Annotated in this window: 12 protein-coding genes; 11 read left to right on the forward strand and 1 reads right to left on the reverse strand. The window is 70.4% G+C overall.

Translation table 11 applies throughout. The features are described from left to right. Positions 1-238: 238 nt before the first annotated feature. The 11 genes from ACZ434_RS02125 to ACZ434_RS02175 all read left to right on the forward strand — a co-directional run bounded on the left by ACZ434_RS02125 (position 239) and on the right by ACZ434_RS02175 (position 22,636). On the forward strand, positions 239-1,723 hold the full coding sequence (locus ACZ434_RS02125; protein WP_468450813.1) for a VCBS repeat-containing protein: 1,485 nt from the start codon (positions 239-241) through the stop codon (positions 1,721-1,723). A 122-nt stretch (positions 1,724-1,845) separates the two neighbouring features. Then, positions 1,846-3,387: a VCBS repeat-containing protein gene (locus tag ACZ434_RS02130; RefSeq protein ID WP_468450815.1), complete on the forward strand. Its 1,542-nt coding sequence runs from the start codon at positions 1,846-1,848 to the stop codon at positions 3,385-3,387. Positions 3,388-3,461: 74 nt separating this feature from the next. Beyond that, positions 3,462-7,145, forward strand: coding sequence for a LamG domain-containing protein (locus ACZ434_RS02135; protein ID WP_468450817.1), 3,684 nt, complete (start codon positions 3,462-3,464; stop codon positions 7,143-7,145). Positions 7,146-7,276: 131 nt separating this feature from the next. After that, entirely contained in the window at positions 7,277-14,206 is a 6,930-nt protein-coding gene (locus tag ACZ434_RS02140; RefSeq protein WP_468450819.1) for a polymorphic toxin-type HINT domain-containing protein, read from the forward strand. A gap of 11 nt (positions 14,207-14,217) precedes the next feature. Continuing rightward, positions 14,218-14,592 (forward strand): hypothetical protein, encoded by a 375-nt coding sequence (locus tag ACZ434_RS02145; protein ID WP_468450821.1) that lies wholly within the window; start codon positions 14,218-14,220, stop codon positions 14,590-14,592. 199 nt (positions 14,593-14,791) lie between these two features. Next, positions 14,792-15,112: a 50S ribosomal protein L21 gene (gene rplU / locus ACZ434_RS02150; RefSeq protein WP_004931419.1), complete on the forward strand. Its 321-nt coding sequence runs from the start codon at positions 14,792-14,794 to the stop codon at positions 15,110-15,112. 14 nt (positions 15,113-15,126) lie between these two features. Next, a complete protein-coding gene (gene rpmA, locus ACZ434_RS02155; RefSeq protein ID WP_003976205.1) occupies positions 15,127-15,381 on the forward strand; it encodes a 50S ribosomal protein L27 in 255 nt (84 codons plus the stop codon). A 106-nt stretch (positions 15,382-15,487) separates the two neighbouring features. Continuing rightward, complete coding sequence (gene obgE, locus ACZ434_RS02160; RefSeq protein WP_468450823.1) at positions 15,488-16,933, forward strand: GTPase ObgE; 1,446 nt, start codon at positions 15,488-15,490, stop codon at positions 16,931-16,933. 505 nt (positions 16,934-17,438) lie between these two features. Next, positions 17,439-18,935 (forward strand): SDR family NAD(P)-dependent oxidoreductase, encoded by a 1,497-nt coding sequence (locus ACZ434_RS02165; RefSeq protein ID WP_468450825.1) that lies wholly within the window; start codon positions 17,439-17,441, stop codon positions 18,933-18,935. Between the two features lie 195 nt (positions 18,936-19,130). Next, positions 19,131-21,206, forward strand: coding sequence for a hypothetical protein (locus ACZ434_RS02170; RefSeq protein ID WP_468451775.1), 2,076 nt, complete (start codon positions 19,131-19,133; stop codon positions 21,204-21,206). A gap of 203 nt (positions 21,207-21,409) precedes the next feature. After that, positions 21,410-22,636, forward strand: a complete 1,227-nt coding sequence (locus ACZ434_RS02175) for a glycosyltransferase family 2 protein (protein WP_468450827.1) — start codon at positions 21,410-21,412, stop codon at positions 22,634-22,636. Here ACZ434_RS02175 and ACZ434_RS02180 read toward each other — a convergent pair. Further along, positions 22,605-24,680: a hypothetical protein gene (locus ACZ434_RS02180; RefSeq protein WP_468451777.1), complete on the reverse strand. Its 2,076-nt coding sequence runs from the start codon at positions 24,678-24,680 to the stop codon at positions 22,605-22,607. The two genes, ACZ434_RS02175 and ACZ434_RS02180, sit on opposite strands and share 32 nt — an antisense overlap. Position 24,681: the final 1 nt, after the last annotated feature.

The following is a 24,681-nucleotide window of genomic DNA, read 5'->3' on the forward strand; positions in this document are numbered from 1 at the left end:
CGAGGGGGCGTGTGAGGGAATCGAGAGGGAGCGGTGCCGTCCTGTGCCCGACCTCTGGAGAACCTGTGCCCTTCCTGTGATTTATGTCATGGCCGTCAAAGGGAGACCGGCTATTGCAGGCCGACTCCGCATGGAGCCATGATCGCTCGACTTTTAATTCCTCCTTATTTACGGGGCGTCTGTGTCAAGGGTGGGGAAAATCTGGCGGCACAGCTCTGTCGCCGTCTTCGTGGGAGTGTTGCTGACGTTCGGGCTGGGAACCGGTGGTACGCCCGCGGCGGCCGCCGTCGCCTGTCCCTCCGGCGTCGACTCCGACTTCAACGGCGACGGCATCAGGGACACGGCCATCGCCGACCCCGAGGCGACGGTGGCCGGGGTCCGCGACGCGGGCGAGGTCCACATCGTCTACGGCGGGGGCAAGGGCACCCTGACCGTCTCCCAGGCCCTGGACAGCCTCCCGGGCGGGCCCGAGACGGGCGACAGGTTCGGGCACGCGCTGGCCGTCTACGACGCCGACCTCGACGGCTGCAGCGACCTGGTGATCGGCACACCGTACGAGGACCTGGGGACCGTACCCGACGCCGGAGTGGTGCAACTCCTCTACGGTTCCCCCTCCGGGCTGGGCGGCGGGAAGGCCGTCAAGGAGTTCCTCCAGGGCGCGGACAAGCCGCTGGGCGGGGGCCCGGAGGCGGAGGACTGGGTCGGCTACGCGCTCGCGGCGGGGAAGACCGCCTCTGGCGTGCCCTACCTGGTGATCGGCTGCCCCGGCGAGTCGATCGGCGACATCGAGGACGCGGGCGGCTTCCACTACGTCGGCGGCACCGCGCAGACGGCCACCCTCAACCACCAGGACACCGACAAGGCCGGTGCCGTGGCGGGCGTGGCCGAGGTGGACGACCGCTTCGGCTCCAGCATCGCCTCCACCCCCACCCACTTCGCGGTCGGCAACCCCGGCGAGGCGATCGGCACCACCCCCTTCGCCGGTGGCGCGGGGTACTTCAGCCACACGCTCACCTCCGGCTACCCCAAGCCGCTCGGCGGGCTCTCCCAGGACCTGGACGGGGTCAGTGGGGCCGAGGAGGTCGGCGACCAGTTCGGCGCCGCGCTCGCGATGGTTCCGTACCGGTCTTCCGGCGCCACCACCACCACGCAGGTGCTGCTCGCGGTCGGCGTCCCGGGCGAGGACCTGTCGACGACGGTCGACGCGGGCGCCGTCCAGGTCTTCCGGATCGCGGCGAACGGCACCTTCGACGAGGTCGCCTGGATCGACCAGAACACCACGGACATGGCCGAGGAGTCCGAGGCCGGTGACTTCTTCGGCCGGAACCTCGCCGCGGTCAGCACCGCTCCGAACGCCACCTCCACCGCCGCGAACACCAAACTGGCCATCGGCGTACCCGGCGAGGAGTCGTCCGAGGAGCACCGGGACAAGGGCGGCGTCCACATCCTTCCGCTCATCGGTCCGCCCGGCGCCTCCGACGAGTGGATCGACCCCGGCTACGGGATCCCAGGCATCCCCGACCACCGTCAGCTCGCCGGCCTCTCCCTGGCCGCGACCCCCTCCCTGCTGTACGTCGGCATGCCCTACGGCCCGGCCGACGGCCGCGCGGTGCACGGCTTCCCGTGGAACGTGGCCTCCGGCGGAGCACCGACGGTGACGCTCAAGCCCGGCGAGGGCGGTATCCCGGCGGCCAACACCGCGTTCGGCGCGACGGTCCGATGACGGCATCTGTGGAAAGCGACGCGGCCGGCCGCAGGGATGGAACAGACATGGGTCGAACGGAGAGTGGACGGGTGTCCGCAGACAGACGCGAGGCGGCGTCAGGCCGTTCCGCACAAGGAATCGTGCCGGCCTCACGCGTGCGACGGTTTCGGCGGCGGTGCCTCACCGGCGCCCTGGTGGCCACGCTGCTGGCGTGGGGCATGGGGACCGGAGGAACCCCCGCTGAGGCTGCGGTCGCCTGCGCCGGCACCCCGTCCGACTTCAACGGGGACGGGATACGGGACACGGCCATAGCCGATCCCGACGCCACGGTCGCGGGGCAGGAACGGGCCGGCGTGGTCCACATCGTGCTCGGCGGCGGCAAGGGAGTCGTCGAGATATCCCAGGACACCCCGAACGTGGCGGACGGCCCGGAGGCGGGCGACCGCTTCGGCTTCTCGCTTGCGGTGTACGACGCGAACAAGGACGGCTGCAGCGATCTGGCCGTCGGCATCCCGTACGAGGACGTGGGAACCGTCCGTGACGCGGGGTACGTGCAGATCATCTACGGCTCGACCACCGCGGTCGGGCAGGAGTTTCCCAGCAGGGGCTTCATCCAGGGGGCGAACCAGCCCCTGGGCGGCGGGCCCGAGCCCGAGGACTGGCTCGGCTACGCGGTCGCCGCCGGCACCTCGCCGACCGGCTACCCGTTCCTGGTCATCGGGGTCCCGGGCGAGGACGGGGGCGGCGGCCCCGACATGGGCCTGATCGGCTACGTCTGGGGCACCGACTACCAGGCGGCCTCCGTCAGCCAGGACACCACCGGCGTGTGGGAGGACGCGGAGCCGTACGACCGTTTCGGGTCGGCGATCGCCGCCACCGACCGGCACTTCGTGGTCTCCGCGCCCGGCGAGAGCATCGGGACGGTCGCGTTCGCGGGCGCCGTGGTGGCGTTCCGGCCGTCGATCAACGAGCTCGGCATCCCCGATCCCCTCTTCGGGATGGGACAGGGACGCGTGCCCGGGCCGAACATCGCGGCCCAGACCGACGACCGCTTCGGAGCCGCGGTCGCCATGGCCCCCTACCGCCCTCAGGGGGCGCCCACGATCACCGACTCGATCCTGGCCATCGGCGTACCCGGTGAGGATCTCGGCACCGCCGTGGACGCCGGAGCCGTGCACGTTTACCACATCAAGGCGGACGGCACGGTGGCGCTGCTGAACTGGATCGACCAGGACATCGACGGGGTCGAGGGCGAGGCGGAGGCCGGTGACTTCTTCGGTCAGCGGCTCGCGGCGGTGAACACCGCCACCAACGTGGTGAGTACGGCGGCCACCGTGCGTCTGGCCGTCGGGGTGCCCGGCGAGGAGTCCACGGAGGAAGCTCCCGAGGCGGGCGGTGTGCAGATCCTGCCGGCGATCGGGGCGCCCGGAGCCTCCGACGCCTGGCTGGAGCCCGGCAACGGAATCCCCTCCGGTCCGGCACCCCGCACCTACGCGGGCATCAGCCTCGGCGGCAGCCCGTCGCTGCTGTACGTCGGCATGCCCTACGGCCCGTCCGACGGTCGCGCGGTGCACGGCTTCCCGTGGAACGTGGCCTCCGGCGGAGCACCGACGGTGACGCTCAAGCCCGGCGAGGGCGGCATCCCGGCGACCGGCACCGCCTTCGGCGCGACGGTCCGATGACGGCCTTCAGAGGAGACGACGCGGTCGGCGGCCGCAGGGGTGGGACAGACATGAACCGACTGGAGAGTGGACGCGTGTCCGCAGACAGACACAGACCCGTACGGCGTGCCGTCGCGCTGCGCGCGGCCATGGCGGCCGCCGTCGCCGGAGCGGTGGTGGCGGGAGTGGTCGTCGCCCTTCCCGGCGGCGGTGACCCGGCGCGGCAGACACCGGTCGCGGCCGAACAGCCCATGGTGACCGAGCAGCAGGCGCTCGCCGCGGCCCAGGAGAGCGGCAGGAGGACCGAGGTCGTCGGGCTGCGCGGCGAGCGCCGCGAGATCTTCGCCGAGCCCGACGGAACCTTCACCGCCCGTGAGTACACCGAGCCCGTCCGCACCGTCCAGGGCGGCACGTGGGTCAAGGTCGATCCGACGCTGGTGAAGCGGGCCGACGGCACCTGGGGCCCGAAGGCCGCCACCGTCGACCTGGCCTTCTCCGCCGGGCAGGCGGGCAAGCCGTTCGTGACGATGCAGCGGGCGGGCCGTGAGTTCGCCCTGTCCTGGCCGTACGGCGCCCTGCCCGAGCCGGAGGTCGACGGCGACACCGCCACCTACGCCGAGGTGCTGCCGGGCGTGGACCTGGCCGTACGCGCCGAGACCGACGGCTTCGGCCACCTGCTCGTCGTCAAGACGCCCGAGGCGGCGGCCGACCCGCGGCTCGCCCGTCTCGACCTGGGCATGAGGACCGACGGTCTGAAGGTCGCGGAGGACGCCACCGGCGCGATCGTCGCCGAGGACGCCGTCGTCGGCGGCACCGTGTTCGAGGCCGGCAAGCCGGCCATGTGGGACTCGGCCGCCGTCAAGGAGACGGCGGCCGGGCAGCAGGGCCCGAAGGCCGTCGCGAAGGCGCTGAAGGCCGCGATGGCCGGGGCGACCGGGGCGGCGGAGGCGGCCGGGGCGACCGGGGTCGCGGAGACAGCCGCTGCCACCCCCGGCCCGCAGGCCGCCCCCCGCCCCGCCCTGGACGGGCCCGGCGGCGGCGGCCGTGTCGCCCCGCTGGACGTCGAGGTCGCCAAGGGCCGGCTCAGCCTCATCCCCGACCAGAAGCTGCTCCGGGGCGAGGACACCGTTTTCCCCGTCGTCATCGACCCCATCCAGCGGACCACGTCCCGCAGCGCCTGGACCGGCGTCATGTCCGGCATCCCGGGCGAGCAGGACTGGAAGTACTCGGGCAGCGCCGGAGTCGGCAAGTGCCCCACCGACTACAACCCCGTCTCCTGCAACGGCGTCGGCTCCCGCCGCGTGCTGTTCACCATGCCGCTCTCCTTCTACAAGGGGAAGCAGATCATGGGCGCCACCTTCTCCGCCCGGGTGGAGCACATCTACAGCGCGAAGCCGACCGCGGAGCCCATCCGGCTGTACCGGATCGGCGGCAAGAACTACACGATCAACTCGTCCAGCAACTGGTCCAACACCTCGGACGACTGGGACGACCACATCGGGACCGTCGACAAGGCCATCTCCCCGACCTCCTGCTCCAGCGGACCCAACCTGCACTTCGAGGCCGGCGCGACCGGCGAGCTGACCAGCGAGATCAAGACCGCGGCCGCGGACGGCTGGAACTCGATGACGCTGGGTCTGCGCGCGGCCGACGAGTCCCGCTTCGCCGAGTGGAAGCGGATCTGCGGCAACGCCTTCCTGTCGATCAAGTACAACAACCTGCCCCGGCAGATCCGGACCGCGGACATGTCCACGGACCCGGGCGGTCTGTGCAAGTGGGGTGCGGGCCGTCCGACCGCCGACCGGCCGCCGACGTTGAAGGCCATCGCCAGCGACCCGGACCACGGCAACGGCAAGACCGACAAGGTGAAGGTCGAGTTCAAGGTGGAGTGGACCGACCCCACCACCAAGGAAGCCAAGTCCTACACGTATCTCAGCCGTGACTGGCTCTCCCCGACCGCCGGCAACAAGTTCGAGCACACCGTCAAGTCGTCCATCCCGCAGAACACCGTCATCTACTGGAGCGCACGGGCCACCGACGGGGACGGCTACGGCCCCTGGAGCTCGGCGGGCGACCCCGCCCAGCGCTGCGAGTTCGTCTACGACAAGACCTGGCCCGGCAAGCCGCTGGTGCTGTCCAAGGAGTACCCGTCCGACACCGTCTACCACGACGGCGTGGGCACCTACGGCACCTTCACCTTCTCGCCCAACCCCAACGACGCCATCCCGGACACCGACGTCGTCAAGTACCAGTACGGCTTCAACGGCGCCGCGCTCGCCACGCTGACCCCGGCCAAGGCCGGCGGCCAGGTGACGACGCAGTGGATGCCGACCCGCTCCGGGCGCCAGGTGCTGGAAGTGATCGCCGTCGACAAGGCGGGCCACGCCAGCAGCACGCTGTACGACTTCCTGGTGAGCGAGGGCAGCCCCGTCGTCGCCCAGTGGAACCTCGCCGACCCGGCCGACGGCACCGAGGCCCACGACGAGAGCGGCGAGTTCTCGGCGACCGCCGGCACCGCCGTCACCTTCGGCGTGGACGGCCCCGGCGGCAAGGCGGACCAGGCCGCCCACCTCGACGGCAGCGCCGACGCCTACCTCGACGTCAGCGAGACCGTGCTGGACACCGCCAGGAGCTTCAGCGTCAGCGCCTGGGTACGGCCCACCGCGCTCGATCGGGACATGACGGTCGTCAGCCAGGACGGCACCGGCGAGCCCGGCTTCACCCTCGGCTACGACGCGGCCGCCAAGGCCTGGAAGTTCTCCGTCCCGGTCAACGACGTGGACTCGCTGGGGGAGTGGAAGGCCGTCGCCACCACCACCTCGGTGGTCAAGGACCAGTGGGTGCTGCTGACCGGCGTGTACGACGCCCAGAAGGCCGGCGGCCCGGAACTGAGGCTCTACGTCAACAAGGACTCGAAGGCCGCCGCGCAGCGCCGCTCCGCCTGGAAGTCGTACGGACCGCTCCAGATCGGCCGGTCCACGGCCAAGAGCGGCTACCGGGACCACTTCACCGGTGACCTCTCCGAGGTCCGCGTCTTCGACCGGGTCCTGCCGGCGTCCCAGGTGGCCGAGCTGATGACCGTCAAGCCGGAACGCAAGGGCTACTGGCAGCTCGACGAGGCCGCGAGCGGAGCGTCCGCGGAGACCGGCGGCGGACAGGCACTGACCCTCGCCGGCAACGCCTCCGTCTACCGCCCGGCCGACCCGCTGTTCGACATCGCGGCCCTGGTCGGCGACGGCAACCTCGTCCTGGACGGCGACGGGGACTACGCGTCCACCGCCACCGCCCCGGTCACCGGCAACAGCAGCTTCACCGTGTCCGCCCGCGCCCAGCTCACCTCGCTGGACCCGGAGAAGTCGCAGACGGTGCTCTCCCTGCCGGGCGCCCACGCCAACCGCGTCCAGGTCCGCTACCAGGCCGCGACGCAGCAGTGGGAGCTGGCGGTGGCCCGGACCGACGCGGCCGCCCCCGAGGTCGTCACCTTCACCGACGACCAGTCGCTGCCCGACACCGGCGGCTCCGGCCAGCACCTCGCGGTCGTCTACGACGCCTTCGCCAACTCCCTCCGGCTGTACGTCGACGGCCAGCTCGTGGCCGGCGCCCACGGCGAGGACGCCACCCTCTGGTCCGCCACCGGCGGTCTGCAGGTGGGCCGTTCGCTGCTCGGGGAGAGCGAGTACTTCGCCGGCGCGATCGACGAGGTGCGCGCGTACAGCGGCGCGGCCGACCAGGTCGCGGTGCAGCAGATGGCCGCCCTGACGGCCCTCCCTGACATGTGACCCACCGTCACAGATGAGGTGTGCCGGGTCCGGAAGGGCCCGGCACACCTGTCCTGCCTCCTCTTCTCTCCCACCCCCTACGATCAGGAAGTAGACGGATGCTCTTCCGTGGCCGCTCACTGAGCCGCCGCATGCCCAGACCGACGGTCGTCGCGACAGTGCTCGGGCTCTCGCTCGCGCTGTCCGCGTCGACGGTCCAGGCAGTGGCGCTCGACGACGGGAACCGGGGCCGCACCAGCCGCCCCGGCGTCCAGGACGACGGGGATCCCGCCAAGGGAACCCCGGCCAAAGCGAAGCCCCGCCCCTCCGACCCGGCCCGCGAAGCCGCGGTCAAGGCCCTCGACAAGGCGGCGTGGCCCCGGCAGGGCGGCGCCGAGCTGACCGTGGGCGCCGCCGGTCCGACCGAGGTCGGCGGGCTGCCGGTCACGGTCGGCGCGGCGACGTCCGTGGCCAAGAGCAAGGCGAAGGCCGCGCAGTCCGCGCGGTCCGCCGGCAAGGTCCGCGTGGACGTCCTCGACCCCGCGCGTGCCGCAGCGCTCGGCGCGGGCGTCCTGCTGGGCGTCGAGCGCGCCGACGGCGACGGCAAGGCGGCTGCGAAGGTCCGCCTGACCGTGGACTACTCGGAGTTCGCCGAGGGCTTCGGCGGCTCCTACGCCTCCCGCCTCCGGCTGGTCCAGCTCCCCGCCTGCGCCACCGTCGCCGCGCCCGGCAGCAAGGCCTGCCCCGAGCAGCCCAAGGTGCTGCCCACGGTCAACGACGTGAAGACCGGCACGGTCTCCGCCGACGTCACGGCCGCCCCGGCCCCCGCGGAGGGCGCCTCCACCATGGCCGCCGACGCGACCTCCCTGGTCGCGGTCGCGGCGGGGCCGTCGGGCGCGCAGGGGACGTACAAGGCGACGGCGTTGTCCCCGTCGGCGAGCTGGAGCGTCGCCACCTCCTCGGGTGCCTTCAGCTGGAACTATCCCTTCCGCTCCGTTCCGACCCCGGGCGGTCTGACCCCGACCGTCGGCCTCGGCTACTCCTCCCAGTCGGCGGACGGCCGCACCTCGGTCACCAACAACCAGGGCTCGTGGATCGGTGAGGGTTTCTCCTACGACCCCGGCTACATCGAGCGCCGCTACAAGCCCTGCTCCGACGACGGTCACGCCAACTCGGGTGAGCAGTGCTGGGCATTCGAGAACGCCACGGTCATGCTCAACGGCACCTCCGGTGAGCTGGTCAAGGACGACACCACCGGCAAGTGGCACATGTCGTCCGACGACGGCAGCAAGGTCGAGAAGCTGACCGGCGCCACCAACGGCGACAACGACGGCGAGTACTGGCGCATCACCACCTCGGACGGCACCGAGTACTACTTCGGCCGGAACCGCCTGCCGGGCTGGGCCACGGGCAACGAGGAGACCAAGTCCGTCTGGACCGCGCCGGTCTTCGGCGACGACTCCGGCGAACCCTGCTACAACGCCACCTTCGCCAACGCCCACTGCCAGCAGGCATGGCGCTGGAGCCTGGACTACGTCAAGGACACCCACGGCAACGTGATGTCCTACTTCTACGAGCGCGAGACCAACCACTACGCGCTGAACGGCAAGACGGACGTCAACGGCACCGCGTACCACCGCGGCGGCTGGCTCAAGCGCATCGACTACGGCCAGCAGGACGGCAAGGTCTACGCCGCCAAGGCCCCGGCCCGCATCGTCTTCAACACCGCCGAACGCTGCCTGCCCACCGACGCATTCGACTGCGCGGAGAGCAAGCGCACCAAGGCCAACGCCGCCCGCTGGCCGGACGTCCCGGTCGACCAGGAGTGCAAGGCGAGCACGAAGTGCACCTCGCCGGTGCAGACGTTCTTCACCACCAAGCGACTGACCTCGGTCGTCACCCAGATGCGCAAGGACGCCACGTCCTACCAGGATGTGGACGCCTGGATCCTGACGCACCTGTTCACCGACAACGGCGACGACTCCAAGACCCTCTGGCTGTCGAAGATCGAGCACGAGGGCCGCGCCGGCACCACCGCGGTGAAGCTGCCCTCGGTGGACCTCTTCGGCGAACAGCTCGCCAACCGCGTCGACGCGATCGGCGACAACATCGCGCCCTTCCACCGCTACCGGCTCTCCGCCGTGCTCAGCGAGACCGGCGCCCAGCTCGACGTCAACTACGCGCCCGCCGACTGCACCAAGGCGACGCTGCCCAAGCCCGGCGAGTCGACCAGGCGCTGCTACCCGGTGAAGTGGGCACCGCCCGGCTCGATCGACCCGATCACCGACTGGTTCCACAAGTACGTCGTCGCCGCGGTCATCGAGACCGACCGCACCGGCGGCAGCGACGGCATGGTCACCCGCTACGAGTACCAGGGCGACGCCGCCTGGCGTAAGGCGAAGCCGGACGGCATCACCGACGAGAAGTACCTCACCTGGGGCGGCTGGCAGGGCTACGGCAAGGTCAAGGTCACCAGCGGCACGGCCGACGAGCAGAAGACCCGCGTCGACTACACGTTCCTCCAGGGCATGGACGGAGACAAGGACCCGTCCGGGGGCGTCCGCTCGGTGACGGTCAAGGACTCCACGGGCGCGTCGTACAAGGACGAGGAGGAATTCACCGGTCACGAGCTGGAGGTCGCCACCTACGACGGTCCCAAGCTGGTCGCCAAGACGATCAACACGCCCTGGAAGCACAACTCCGCGACCCAGACCCGCGACTGGGGCACCACCCGCGCGGTGATCGTGCGCACCCAGACCGGCCGCGGCTTCAGCCTGAAGGCGGACGGGACCTGGCAGGAGACCAGCTCCACCACCACGTACGACACGTCGAACGGCACCGGCCGGGTGCTGACGGTCGACGACCAGGGCGATGTCTCCACCGCCAAGGACGACTCCTGCACCCGCACCACCTACGCGGACAACACCGCGAAGAACATCCTCTCCCTGCCCGCGCGCAGTGAGTCGGTGTCGGTGAAGTGCTCCGCCACCCCCGACCGCAAGACGCAGGTCCTGGCCGACGAGCGCACCTCCTACGACGGCGGAGCCTTCGGCGCGGCTCCCACCAAGGGTGACGCGACGAAGACCGAGCGGATGACGTCGCACAACGGCACCGCCGCGACGTACCAGGTCACCGGCGTCACGACCTACGACGCCTTCGGCCGCCCGCTGTCCCAGAAGGACGCCAAGCAGAACGAGACGAAGACCGCCTACACCGAGACCAACGGTTTGCTGACGAAGACCGCCGTCACCAACGCCGCCGGTCACGTCACCACCACGGACTACGAGCCCGCCTGGGGCATGTCCAAGGGCCAGACCGACCCCAACGGCAAGCGCACCGACCTCGCCTACGACGCGATGGGCCGCCTGACGTCGGTGTGGCTGCCGGACCGGCAGAGCAAACAGACGCCGAGCATCAAGTACGCGTATGACGTCCGCAAGGACAAGGTCACCTCGATCAAGACCGAGAAGATCGAGAACGACGGGTCCTACGGCAGCGAGTACCAGCTCTACGACGCCCTGCTCCGGCCGCGCCAGATCCAGACCGAGGGCCTGGACGGCACCCGCATGGTCGCCGACACCTGGTACGACGGCACGGGCAACGTCAAGAAGACCAACGCCACGTACAACGCGGCGGGCGCGCCCTCGGCCGAGCTGCTGATCGTCGTCAACGGCGAGGTCGGCCAGCAGAGCCTGATGCGGTACGACGGCCTGGGCCGGCCCACCATGCAGATCTTCGCGGTCGGCGGCGGCGAGCAGTGGCGCACCACGACCTCCTACGAGGGTGAACTGACCCACGTCGACCCGCCGGTCGGCGGCGTGCCCACCACGACGGTCACCGACGGCCAGGGCAACGTCTCCGAGATCCGTCACTACCGGGGCGCCTCCCCGGCGGCGGGCGTTCCCTATGACTCCACCAAGTACACGTACACCGTGGCGGGTCAGCTCGAGACGGTCACGGACGCCAAGGGCAATGTGTGGCGCTACGAGTACGACCAGCTGGGTCGCAAGACCAAGTCGGTCGACCCCGACGCGGGCACGTCACGCACGGAGTACGACGTGCTGGACCGCCCGGTCGCCTCGTACGACGGCCGGAACAAGAAGAACTCCACGGTCTACGACAGCCTCGGCCGTGTCCTGACCACCTGGCGGGGCGACGCCACCACGGGCACCAAGCTCACCGAGACCCGGTACGACAAGGCGGGCTGGCTGGGCCACGCCTACGGCTTCCTCAACTACACCTCGTCGACCGACTACTTCGCCACGGCAATCCAGTCGATGGACGACTTCTACCGCCCGCTGAAGACCGCTTACCAGGTCCCCGCCTCACAGGGTGACCTGGCCGGCACCTACGTCTTCACCTCCACCTACAACCGGGACGGCACGCTCCAGAGCAGTGGTCTGCCGGCCATCGGCGATCTGCCGGCGGAGGCGCTCACCTACACCTACGACGCCCTGCAGCGCCCGACGACGATGAAGGGTTCCACCCCGTACGTCACCGACACCGTCTACTCCGGCAAGAGCCTGCTGCAGCAGCTGGAGCTGTCCACCGGCAGCGGCAAGAAGGTCTGGCAGACCTACAGCTACGAGAAGGGGACCGACCGTCTCACCCGCTCGGTGGTCGACGTCCACGGCGCGACCGCCCCGGCGAAGGACTCGCGCTACTCCTACGACCAGGCAGGCAACGTCCTGTCGATCGCGGACACCGCCGACACCGCCTCGCCGGACATGCAGTGCTTCGCCTACGACACCCGGCAGCGCCTGAAGGACGCCTGGACCCCGCAGGCCACCGTGACGAGCGCGGCCGGCATGGGCACGCGCGGCTCCGCCACCCCGGTGGACGGCAGCGGCCCGGCCGCCTGTGACTCCGCAGCCGGCTCGAACGCACTGGGCGGCCCGGCACCGTACTGGAAGTCCTACGAGACCGACGCCATCGGCAACCGCGTTTCGGAGACGATCCACGACACAGGCCTGGACGCGTCGAAGAACATCACCCGCAGCTACGAATACGGCACCGCGGGCACGCTGGGCGACGGCCCGCACCAGGTCACCAAGATCGTGGAGAAGACCCCGACGGGCGACCGGCAGTCGACGTACGAGTACGACGACTCGGGCAACACCACCAAGCGCACGATCGGCGGGAATGCGCAGACCCTTGCCTGGACCGACGAGGGCAAGCTGCACGAGGCCACCGAGGCGAACGGTTCGAAGACCAGCTACCTCTACGACGGCTCCGGCAACCGCCTGGTGCGCAAGGCCCCGTCGGGTACGACGGTCTACCTGCCCGGCACGGAGCTGAAACTGTCCGCGGACGGCACCAAGAAGGAGGCCACCCGCTACTACGAGTACGGCGGCCAGACCGTCGCGGTCCGCACCGCTGCCAAGGTGTCCTTCATCGCCTCCGACCACCACGGCACGGGCGAGGTGGCGATCGATGCCACGACCGGCGCGATCAGTCAGCGCCGCTTCGACCCCTACGGAGTGGACCGCGGGGAGAAGACGGGCACCTGGCCGGGGGAGAAGGGCTACGTCGGCGGCACGATCGACGCCTCGACCGGCCTGACCCACCTGGGGGCGCGCGAGTACGACCCGGCGATCGGCAAGTTCATATCCGTCGACCCGATCATCGACTACACGCAGCCGCAGCAGATCAACGGCTACGCGTACGCGAACAACTCGCCGGTCACGCACGCCGACCCCAGCGGCCTGATCATCCCGGAGTGCCGGGAGGGCCTGATCGAGTGCCGCGGCGGCCAGCCGTACTACCCGAAGACGAAGGTCGAGAAGGCGCAGTCCGATTACGACCTGGCTTCCTGGAAGGTCACGCAGGCGCAGGGCCAGCAGGCCGCGGCGAAGCAGCGGATCAAGTCCGCGGGCAAGGCCCTGGTGAAGATCGCCCGGGACATCCTCGGCGTCGACGCGGCCCTGGACTGCATCTCCACCGGTGATGTCGGATCCTGCGGAGAGACGCTGCTCAACATCGCCGGCAGCTTCGCGGGCGGCCTGGCGGGCAAGGTCCTCGCCAAGTACGGCGCGCCGTGGAACTGGGCCAAGGGCTACCGCCTCGCCAAGCGGATCACCGGCCTGGTCGGAGACCTGATCGGCGGCGTCAAGAGCCTGTGGAAGGCCAACAAGGCGGTCAGCAAAGCGACCGCGGGGATGGCCAAGGCCGGGGAGAAACTGAAGGACGCCAGAAAGAAGGCGGCCGAGGCCCTCAAGAAACGGAAGAAGAACGAGGAGAGCGGCTCGTGCCCGGATGAGGGCAAGCACAGCTTCCTGCCGGGCACGAAGGTGTTGTTGGCCAACGGCAAGACCAAGCCGATCGAGAAGGTGAGGCTCGGTGACAAAATCATCGTCACCGATCCGAAGACGGGCGGTACGACGGTCCGCGAGGTCGTGGGCACGATCGTCACCGAGGACGACAAGCACTTCGTCGACCTGACGATCAAGGGTGTCTCCGGCAAGTCCGAGAAGTTGGTCTCCACCACGACCCACCCCTTCTGGTCGGACTCCGAGCAGGCCTGGATCGAGGCCGGTGACCTCGAACCGGGCATGCGCCTGCACACGGTGAGCGGCGAGGCGGTCGAACTCACGGCCGTCCACACCTTCGACAAGCGCCAGCGCACGCACGACCTGACGATCGAGGACGTCCACACGTATTACGTGCACGCGGGGAATACCTCGCTGCTGGTGCACAACTGCGGAGGGACGGCCACCGTCAACTGGGACGATGACGCGAACCACGCCACCATCAAGGTAGAACTGGACGATGGGCGTGCGCTCGAGACGGAACAGGTGCACATGGGGCCTGAGGGCGCGGACCCGACCGGCTACGACACTACGGCCCAGGTGGTCAGCGAGCCGCTGGGGCCGAACACGCGGCAACTGACGTTCCGGCTGCCCGACGCCCGAGCGGCCATGAGGGCCCAGATAAGATCCGTCGGCGCTGACCTCGGCCCTTACAGCACGGGAAGTAACAGCTGTGTCACCTACTGCGTGGGCGTGCTGAGAGCCGGCGGGGTCGACATACCCGGGGGCAGAGCCGGAGCCGCGAGACTTGCCAGAATGGCAAGAGACCTCTGAACGGGGAAGAAATGCTGGACGGAGAAGAGAACGCGAACGCGGTGCTGGCCGAGATCCTGCTCAGCGGGAAGATCGGGGTGGCCCATGTGAGGTTGGTCGGTGATCTCATCTCGGTCACCGCTCAGCTGGACATGGCGGCGCAGCGCCATCAGCCGGGCCTCGGGCTGGACGACATCGTCGCCCTCGACGAGAAGATCACCCCACTGGAGGAGGCGTACAAGGCTGCCTGGAGGGCGGTGGACGCCGCGCCCGACGGGAAGCGGCGAGCCGGTGAGCTGCCGAAGCTCATGGTCGCGTTGACGGATGCCGTGGATGGGATCGCGGATTTCGCCCGTCAGCGCGGGATACAGGTGGAGCTCCGCCGCTTCGGCGACTCCCCGAGGTAGAGCTCAGGGGCCGACGGGCCCGGTTTGACCCCTCAAGCCGGGCCCCGTAACCTTGACCGTCGGCGTGTCCACAGGGGCCGCCACATCCCCGTAAACCTCTTCCTTCCGGGTGCCTCGGTGGCCGGGAGAGGTCGTCCGTGTTCTTGGCCGGGCGGCTGGCCTGCGGGGGTGCCGTTCTTCGAGTGAGAGTGAGATCCGCGTGTACGCCATCGTGCGCAGCGGTGGTCGCCAGCACAAGGTTGCTGTCGGCGACATCGTTGAGGTTGACAAGATTTCCACCGCCAAGGTCGGCGACACGGTCGAGCTCTCGACCCTGCTCGTCGTCGACGGCGACGCTGTGACCAGCGACCCGTGGGTGCTGGCCGGCATCAAGGTCCAGGCCGAGGTCGTGGACCACCACAAGGGCCAGAAGATCGACATTCTGCGCTACAAGAACAAGACCGGCTACCGCCGTCGTCAGGGCCACCGCCAGCAGTACACGGCGATCAAGGTCACTGAGATCCCCGCGGCTGCGAAGTAAGGGACTGAGGAGACATGGCACACAAGAAGGGCGCATCGTCCACCCGGAACGGTCGCGACTCCAATGCCCAGCGGCTCGGCGTGAAGCGCTTCGGCGGTCAGGCCGTCAACGCGGGTGAGATCCTGGTCCGCCAGCGCGGCACCCACTTCCACCCGGGCGCCGGCGTCGGCCGTGGCGGCGACGACACGCTGTTCGCCCTGCAGGCCGGTGCGGTGCAGTTCGGCACCCACCGTGGCCGCAAGGTCGTGAACATCGTTCCGGTCGCCTGATCGGAAGCTTTCGCGAGGCGGACCTCACTTCCCCATCGGGAAGGCGGGTCCGCCTTTCGCGTGTTAAGACAGAAAATCGATCGTACGTCTCTGGAGGCACCCCACCATGACCACCTTCGTGGACCGCGTCGAGCTGCACGTCGCCGCGGGTAACGGAGGCCACGGCTGTGCCTCCGTCCACCGTGAGAAGTTCAAGCCGCTCGGCGGGCCCGACGGCGGGAACGGCGGACGCGGCGGTGACATCATCCTCACCGTCGACCAGTCCGTGACGACCCTCCTCGACTACCACCACTCCCCGCACCGCAAGGCCACCAACGGCAAGCCCGGTGAGGGCGGCAACCGCAGCGGCAAGGACGGGCAGGACCTCGTCCTCGCCGTGCCGGACGGGACCGTCGTCCTGGACAAGGCCGGCAACGTGCTCGCGGACCTGGTCGGGCACGGCACGTCGTACGTCGCCGCCCAGGGCGGACGCGGCGGGCTCGGCAACGCCGCCCTCGCCTCCGCGCGCCGCAAGGCACCCGGGTTCGCGCTGCTCGGCGAGCCGGGGGACCTCCAGGACGTCGTCCTGGAGCTGAAGACCGTCGCGGACGTGGCCCTCGTCGGCTACCCCAGCGCGGGCAAGTCCTCGCTGATCTCCGTGCTCTCCGCCGCCAAGCCGAAGATCGCCGACTACCCCTTCACCACCCTCGTCCCGAACCTCGGCGTCGTCACCGCCGGATCGACCGTCTACACCATCGCCGACGTGCCGGGGCTCATCCCGGGCGCCAGCCAGGGCAAGGGGCTCGGTCTTGAGTTCCTGCGGCACGTCGAGCGGTGCAGCGTGCTGGTGCACGTGCTGGACACCGCGACGCTGGAGTCCGACCGCGACCCCGTCTCCGACCTCGACATCATCGAGGAGGAACTGCGGCAGTACGGCGGTCTCGGCGACCGCCCCCGCATGGTCGTCCTGAACAAGATCGACGTGCCCGACGGCAAGGACCTCGCCGAGATGGTGCGGCCCGACCTGGAGGCGCGCGGCTACCGCGTCTTCGAGGTGTCGGCCGTCGCGCACATGGGGCTGAAGGAACTGTCGTACGCGCTCGCCGACCTCGTCGCCCAGGCGCGGGCCGCCAAGCCGAAGGAGGAGGCGACCCGGATCGTCATCCGGCCCAAGGCCGTGGACGACGCGGGCTTCACCGTCACCCGCGAGGAGGTCGGCGGCGAGCCGTTCTTCCGCGTGCGCGGTGAGAAGCCCGAACGCTGGGTCCGGCAGACCGACTTCAACAACGACGAGGCCGTCGGCTACCTCGCCGACCGGCTCAACCGCCTCGGTGTCGAGGAGGAGTTGATGAAGGCCGGCGCCCGCTCCGGCGACGGCGTCGCCATCGGACCCGAGGAGAACGCGGTCGTCTTCGACTGGGAGCCGACCGCGATGGCCGGCGCGGAGATGCTCGGCCGGCGCGGCGAGGACCACCGCTTCGACGCCCCCCGCCCGGCCGCCCAGCGCCGCCGCGACCGCCAGGCCGAACGCGACGAGGTCCAGCGGGAGTACGACGACTTCGAGCCGTTCTAGCCACGTCCACGGCAGGCGGCCCCTGTCCGTGTCGGGCAGGAAACGCATTCCCGCGGAATTCCGGCAAGGAATTCCGCGGGAATGCGCTTTCCGAGGGATCGACCGGGATCGACCGGAACGGACAGGGATCGATTATTTGAAGAATTCGTGCAGTCCCTTCCCCCGCGGCGTGAAGATGCCCGCACCGCATCCGCCCCTGGACCGGCGGGCCGACCGGCTCCCGGGCGGTGTCCGGTCGGCCCGCCGGTCCAGGCCCGCCCCTGCCGCAGCACCCCACCGCCAAGTGCCGGGCGTGTCCCGTCCGTCACGCACGGCAATGACATAACTCCTGTGGAGTTACTCACAACAATTCACAGCGCGTTCAGGGAACCCTCACCAGGCACCAGGAGTCCTAGGTGAATGACGGGTTGCGTGCACATATGCCGCGGGAGGCGCTCACCTTGCACTGCGGTAACCACAAGTGGGACCATTTCGAAGTTCCCTGTCGCCCCAAGGTAGGTCACCTGTGTCCCAGCACATAGCCAAGCCCCGTACCACCGCAGTGATCCTGGCCGGTGGCACCGGCCAGCGGGTGGGTCTGTCGATTCCCAAGCAGCTGCTGAAGATCGCCGGCAAGGCAGTCATCGAGCACACCCTGGCCACCTTCGAGAAGGCCGGCTCGATCGACGACATCATCGTGCTGATGGCGCCGGGCTACGTGCCCGACGTGGAGAAGATCGTCGCCAAGGCGGGCTTCACCAAGGTGACCAAGATCCTCGAGGGCGGCTCGACGCGGAACGAGACCACCGAGCGGGCCATCGCGGCGCTCGGCGAGGGCCTCGCCGAGGGCGAGGACCGCAACGTCCTCTTCCACGACGCCGTACGCCCCCTGCTGTCGCAGCGCGTCATCGACGACTGCGTGACCGCGCTGGAGCGCTACCAGGCCGTCGACGTGGCCATCCCGTCCGCCGACACCATCATCGTCACGCGCACCCACGGCGAGGACGGCGAGTTCATCACCGAGATCCCGGACCGCTCCCGGCTGCGCCGCGGCCAGACCCCGCAGGCCTTCAAGCTGTCCACCATCCGCCGCGCCTACGAGGTCGCCGCCGGCGACCCCAACTTCCAGGCCACGGACGACTGTTCCGTCGTGCTCAAGTACCTGCCGGACGTGCCGATCCACGTCGTCGCGGGTGACGAGTACAACATGAAGGTCACCCAGCCCGTCGACGTGTTCATCGCCGACAAGCTCTTCCAGCTCGGCTCCACCGCCGCGCCCGAGCAGAACGGCGAGGAGGCCTACCGCCAGTTGCTCACCGGCAGGACCATGGTGGTCTTCGGCGGTTCCTACGGCATCGGCCAGGACATCGCCCGGCTCGCCGAGTCCTACGGCGCCACCGTCTTCGCCCTGGGCCGCTCCACCACCGGCACCCACGTGGAAAACCCGGAGGAGGTCGACGACGCGCTGTCCAAGGCGTACGCGGAGACCGGCCGCATCGACTACGTCGTCAACACCGCGGGCGTCCTGCGCATAGGCAAGCTGGCCGAGACCGACAACGCCACCATCGAGGAGGCGCTGAAGGTCAACTACCTGGCCCCCGTGCAGATCGCGCGCTCCGCCTACAAGTACCTCGCCGAGACCAAGGGCCAGTTGCTGCTCTACACCTCCAGCAGCTACACCCGCGGACGCGCCGAGTACAGCCTCTACTCCTCGACCAAGGCCGCCATGGTGAACCTGACCCAGGCGCTGTCCGACGAATGGGCCGGCGACGGCGTCCGCGTCAACTGCATCAACCCCGAGCGCACCGCCACGCCGATGCGCACCAAGGCCTTCGGCCAGGAGCCCGCGGGCAGCCTGCTCTCCTCCGAGGCGGTGGCCCGGACCTCGCTGGACGTGCTGCTGTCGGAGCTCACCGGCCACGTCATCGACGTACGGCAGCAGGACCCGACGGCGGACGCGGCGCGGGCGTCCGGATTCGAGGGGGCGCTGGCCTCCGTACTGGACCGTCAGGACGGCATGTAATAATCAAAGCCAAATAGACTCCGGATATTCAGGCCCCTGCGGTCTCCCGTTAACGCAGCATAAACGGGGCTTCGCGGGGGCCTGAGTCCTTGACCTCCGGAGTACCCGCGGAATAACCGCGGACACAAAAAAACCGGCACTCTCCCTCCCAGAGCAGGTTTCTCCGTGATATCCACCGCTATACGCGTGGCCCGGGTGGGCAGCGCGGCCGAACTGGCCGCGGCGGTCCTCATGACGCTGGGCTACACCGGCCTCATGGTGGCCGCGCTCATCCCGAGCATCCCCGCCTTCGCGGCCGCGGCCGCCGTGACGTACCTGGCGGACCACTATCTGCACCGCAAGGGCAGCTACCTGGTCAACCGCCTCAGCAAGGTGCGGGCGGGCCTGTCGATGCGCTTCCTGATCCGGCAGCTCCTGGTGATCCTGCTGCTGGCCCGCCTGGACCTCGCGGACAACCTGATCTACTACGGGGCGATCGCCTGTTTCGTCGGGTTCTACGGTCTGCAGGTTTGCCACGGAGCCGTCACCACCCTGGTCCGCCACCGCCGGAGCCTGCCGATCGCCACCCGCAACGTCGACGTGGCCTCGCGCATCCGCATCCCGAACGCCCCGTCGCGCGCGCTGACGCACCGCGCCTCGGAGAAGATGCTCCACCTCGACCTCGCGGCGGTCGCCGGCATCCTCGCCGGCGCCTGGCTGGAGTCGGCCGCCGTCGGCTACACCGGCATCGGCGTCACGGTCGGCCTGGCCGCCCTCTACATCCTCGCCCTGCTGCCCCACCTGCGCGGCCGGCGGGTCCCGCCGAACGCCAAGAAGGTGCTGGGCGCGCTGGACGGCTGGCTGCGCGACTACCGCCCGGAGACCGTGCTGTACTTCTCCGGCTCCAAGGACTCCGCCTACCAGGTGAACATGTGGCTGGAGACCATGGAACAGCTGGACACCCGTCCGCTGGTCATCCTGCGCGAGCAGGTCATCCTGGAGAAGCTGGCCCCCACCACGGTCCCCGTCGTCTGCGTGCCCGGAGGGGTGCACCTGATGAACATGGACCTGTCCACCGTGCGGGTCGCCCTGTACGCCGCGAACGTCGGCAAGAACATCCACCTGCTGCGCGTGCCCACCATGAAGCACGTCTTCATCGGCCACGGCGACAGCGACAAGCTCGCCAGCGTCAACCCGTTCAGCAAGGTCTACGACGAGGTGTGGACGGCCGGCCGGGCGGGCCGCGACCGCTACGCCATCGCCGACGTCGGTGTCCGCGACGACGACATCGCCGAGGTCGGCCGCCCCCAGCTCGCCCCGATCCGGACCCGGCAGGACGCCCCCGGCGACCGCATGCCGACGATCCTGTACGCGCCGACCTGGGAGGGCTGGGACGACAACCCCGGCAACACCTCGCTGCTGCTGGCCGGCGAGAACATCGTGAAGAAGCTGGTGCGGGCCGACCCCGCCGTGCGGGTCCTGTACAAGCCGCACCCCTTCACCGGCACCCGCAGCGCGAAGGCGAAGGCCGCCCACCAGCGGATCACCGCGCTGGTCGAGAAGGCCGCCGCCGCCCGCGCGGCCGACCCCCGGTTCACCACCGACACCGCCGCCCAGACCCGCGCCAAGGCCGACCTGGCCCGTATCGAGGCCCGGCTGGCCGAGCTGACCGGTGCCGTCGACAAGGGCGACGAGGCGGAGGCCACCCGCGACGGGCTGGTCGACCTCGTCCGGCACGAGGAGACCGCCCGGCTGCGCGCCGAGTGGAACACCGCGTACTGGAACTCCTTCCCCGACTGGCAGCACCGCGTCATCACGGGCGCCGAACCGCGCCTGTACGACTGCTTCAACGTCTCCGACGCGATGGTCTCGGACATCTCCAGCGTGGTCTCCGACTTCATCGCCAGCGGCAAGCCCTACGCGGTCACGGACTCCGCGGAACTCGGTGCGGAGGAGTTCAAGCGGCAGAACACCGCGGTACGGGCCGCGGTGATCCTCTCCAACGACGCCGCGGAGCTCGACGGGCTGCTCGACGCGGTCCGCGACCCGGCCGCCGACCCGCTGGCCGGGGAGCGCGCGGAGCTCAAGCGCTACCTGCTCGGCCCGGACGAGCCGACCTCCATCGACCGGTTCAACACGGCCGTCGCGCAGCTCGCGTTGAAGGCCGAGACGCGCAACCTCGGCCAGGAGAGCCGGATCACGGCCGGCGGCCCCGAGGTGGAGCCGGTGGACGTGGTGCCCGCCCCGCGGACGTCGAAGGACAGCGAGACGGAGGGCGCCGAGGCCCGCTGACCGGCCTCGCCGAACCAACGGGGCCCGGCCCGCGAGGAGTTGCTTTTCGCGGGCCGGGCCCTTTCCGCTGTCCGACCAGCCTCCGGACCCTCGTGTGAGGTGCGCCACCAAAGCCAGGGGCCGGGACAACCGATTGCTTCGAACACCCGTCTAACGAGTAGCGATTGAGGCGATACGAGGGAAACATCCTGTGAAGAGGGAGCGTGACCGTGGCACAGCCTGATGTCACCGTGATCATCGGGGCATACGAGGCGATGCCGTACCTGGTCGAGTGCCTGGCGTCCGTGGAGGCGCAGACCATCGGCCCGGAGCGCGTCGAGGTCGTCGCGGTCGACGACGGCTCGACCGACGGTACGGGGGAGTACCTGGAGGAGTTCGCGGACCGCGCGCCCATGCGGGTCACCGTGATCCGGCAGGAGAACTCCGGCGGCCCCAGCGGCCCGCGCAACGTGGGCCTGGCCAAGGCGAGCGGGCGCTACGTCTTCTTCCTGGACGCCGACGACCGGCTGGGCCCCGAGGCCCTGGAACGGATGGTCGCCATGGCCGACCGGGCCGGCACCGACGTCGTGCTGGGCCGGATCGAGGGGGTCAACCGCGGTGCGCCGAAGTCCATGTGGCGCAAGACGCTGGAGCGCACCGACGTCCACTCGTCCAACATCAAGTACACGCTCAGCGCGCAGAAGCTGTTCCGCCGCGCGCTGCTCGACCGGCACGGTTTACGGTTCGACGAATCCCTGTGGACCGGCGAGGACGCGCTGTTCACCATGGAGGCGTACCTGCGGGCGGACGGCGTCTCGGTGGTCGCCGACTACACCTGCTACTACCTGGTGGGCCGCGACGACGGCAAGCACGTCACCAAGAGCGGCGGCTACGCCCTGCGGTTCGACTCCGCCCGCGCCCTGATGAACCTGATCGCCGACCTCGTCCCCGAGGGGCCCCGCCGCGACCGGCTGATGCTGCGGCCGTTCACGATCACCCTGCTGCCCCAGTTCGGCCCCCGGTTCCTCAAGGACACCGAGGAGGTGCGCGCCCGCAAACTGGAGCTGGCGCGGCCCCTGATGGAACGCCACTGGACACCGGGCGTCGCCCGGCTGCTCAAGGTCGAGGAGCGGCTTCGGCTGCACCTGGTGGCCGAGCAGCGGCCGGAACTCCTCGCGGACGTCCTCGAGTTCCTCCGCACGAAGCAGCAGCCGCAGGCCGTGCTGAAGCGGCGCGGCCGCCATGCCTACCTCGCCTACCCGCACTTCCGGGACCGCGCGGCGGGCATTCCCGACACCGTGTACCTGGCCTCCCCGCGCGAGGCCCGTGCCGTCCCCGGTTACACCGAGGACGGCAGGCCCACCGTGCCGCGCCGCGCCGCCCGCAAGGTCCGCCGCCTCCTGCGCCGGTTCCGTGGCCTCAGACCCGGGGGGAAGGCCGCCGCGGCGTGAGCGCGGCCGGCCCGGCGGCGGCCGCGGCGGTCTCCCGGCGCGGAGCGGGGAGTTCGGCGGTGAGCGGGGGCGAGGTGCGGATCCGGTGCTCCCGCGCCGCCGTGCACAGGGCCTCGACGGCCGCGGCGAACCGCTCCTGGGCGGCCGGCACGGCCGGACCCAGCAGTCGCAGCTTCAACTCCGCGTGCGCCTCGCGCAGTTCGTCCCTCTCCGGGTGCCGTACGGCGTCCAGCAGCGCGGGCACGCCGGTCGCGTCCGGCGTCAGGACCGTCGCGGCCGCCACCGTCGGGAAGGCCGCGCGGAACTCCGGCTCCGCGAGGTCGCCGGTGTTGGCCACCGCGTAGGGCTTTCCGCTGGCCAGGAAGTCGGTGATCACACTGGACACATCGCTGATCAGCAGGTCGGCGACGTTGAAGCAGGCGTAGAGGGAGGGACGGGCGTCGGTGACGATCTGATGCTCCCCCTCGGGCAGCGAGGCCCAGTACGCCTCCTCCCAGGCGGCGGTCCCGTACGTCACCGCGTCCGCCCGGCCCGGTTCGGGGGCGGCCTGGGTGAGCATCCGCTCCACCTGGTCGGCGCCCGCGCGGAACCCGGCCGTGGTAAGCCGGTCCAACTCCGCGGTGAGCCGCGCCAGTTCCGGTGACGGCTCGGGACGCGGGCCCGGACGGGACCGGTTCGCCGCGTGGATCAGTTCACGGACGCGGCGGTCCGCGGCGCCCGCCCGCGGGTCCACCGAGCCGGTCAGCGGGTGCGGCTTGTACAGCAGCCGCACCCCGGGGTCGGCGAGCAGCGCCCGTACCAGGTTCTCGCCGGCCGCGATCACCGAGGTGTTGCCCGGGTTTCCGTCCCAGCCCTCCCAGGTCGGCGCGTACAGCACGGTCGTACGGGACCCGGCCGGCGGGCCCGCGTACGGGCGTACGGCGTCCAGTTGCGGGCGGCCGATCTCCACCACGTCCTTGTCCTCGACCCCGACCTCGGCCAGCGCGTACCTCTCGCGCGCCGCCGGACCGGCCACCCACACCTCGTCGTACGCCTTCGCGTACGGATTGCAGGACGACAGCTTGTCGCTCTCCCCGTGGTTGACGAAGGCGTGCTTGATCGTGGGGATGCGCAGCACCTGCGAGGTCTTGCCGGAGTTCGAGGGGTGGATGAGCACCTGGAGCGTGGAGTGCTCCAGCCGCATCAGCGTGGGCACCTTCGGCAGGCACACGATCGGGATGTCGGTCGCCGCGATCCTCGGCACCATGAACCGCTCCCGCAGGATGATGACCGGCCGGGCGTCCAGCCGGGCCAGCGGCTCCAGCCACATGCCGGCCTGGTAGGCGGAGGACACCCCGCCGGAGAAGTACAGTCCGACCGTCGGCCGGTACTCCGCCAGCCACGCGTCGAACCAGTCGAGCACCTCCTGCTCACCCGCCGGACGCCGTCCGGGCAGCAGCCGGAGCAGCAGGACCGCGAGGCCCGCCAGGGCCGGCGCCAGCGACAGCGCCACGCCGGCCGCCGCCCACCGGGTGTCGTCGGTCGCCGCCGTCGCCGCCAGGCCGGCCGTCGTGGGCAGGCCCAGCACCAGCAGCCGGTGGCCGGGACGGCGCAGCAGCGCGGGCGGGGCGGGGGAGAGCCGGAGCGCCGAGGCGTCGATGTTGCGGGTCACCACCGGCAGCGTGCGGGTGCGGCGGACCAGCACGGACGCCGCCTGGATCGCGCAGTGCAGGGCGTAGCAGGCGAGCAGGCCGGCGACGAGCGGCGCGTACCGCGCTTCCCGGCTCTGTCCCCCCAGGTGCAGCAGGCCCACCAGGAGCAGCAGGTCGCGCAGGAGGCAGCGGACGGTGATGTCCGCGTGCGCCTTCGTGAGCAGCGACAGCACGCCGGGCTGCCACCGGTAGAGGATGCCTTCGAGCGCCAGGGACGCAGCGGTCGCGGCGACCAGCAGGGGGACGTGCGGGAGCAGGGCGCCCACCGCCTGCGCGGCGAAGGCGGCCGCCAGGGCGGCCGGGAAGAGCAGTGTGGCGGCGGCCGGCCGCCGGGGGGACCAGGGTACGGGCACT

The organism is Streptomyces sp. NPDC030893 (assembly GCF_055571535.1).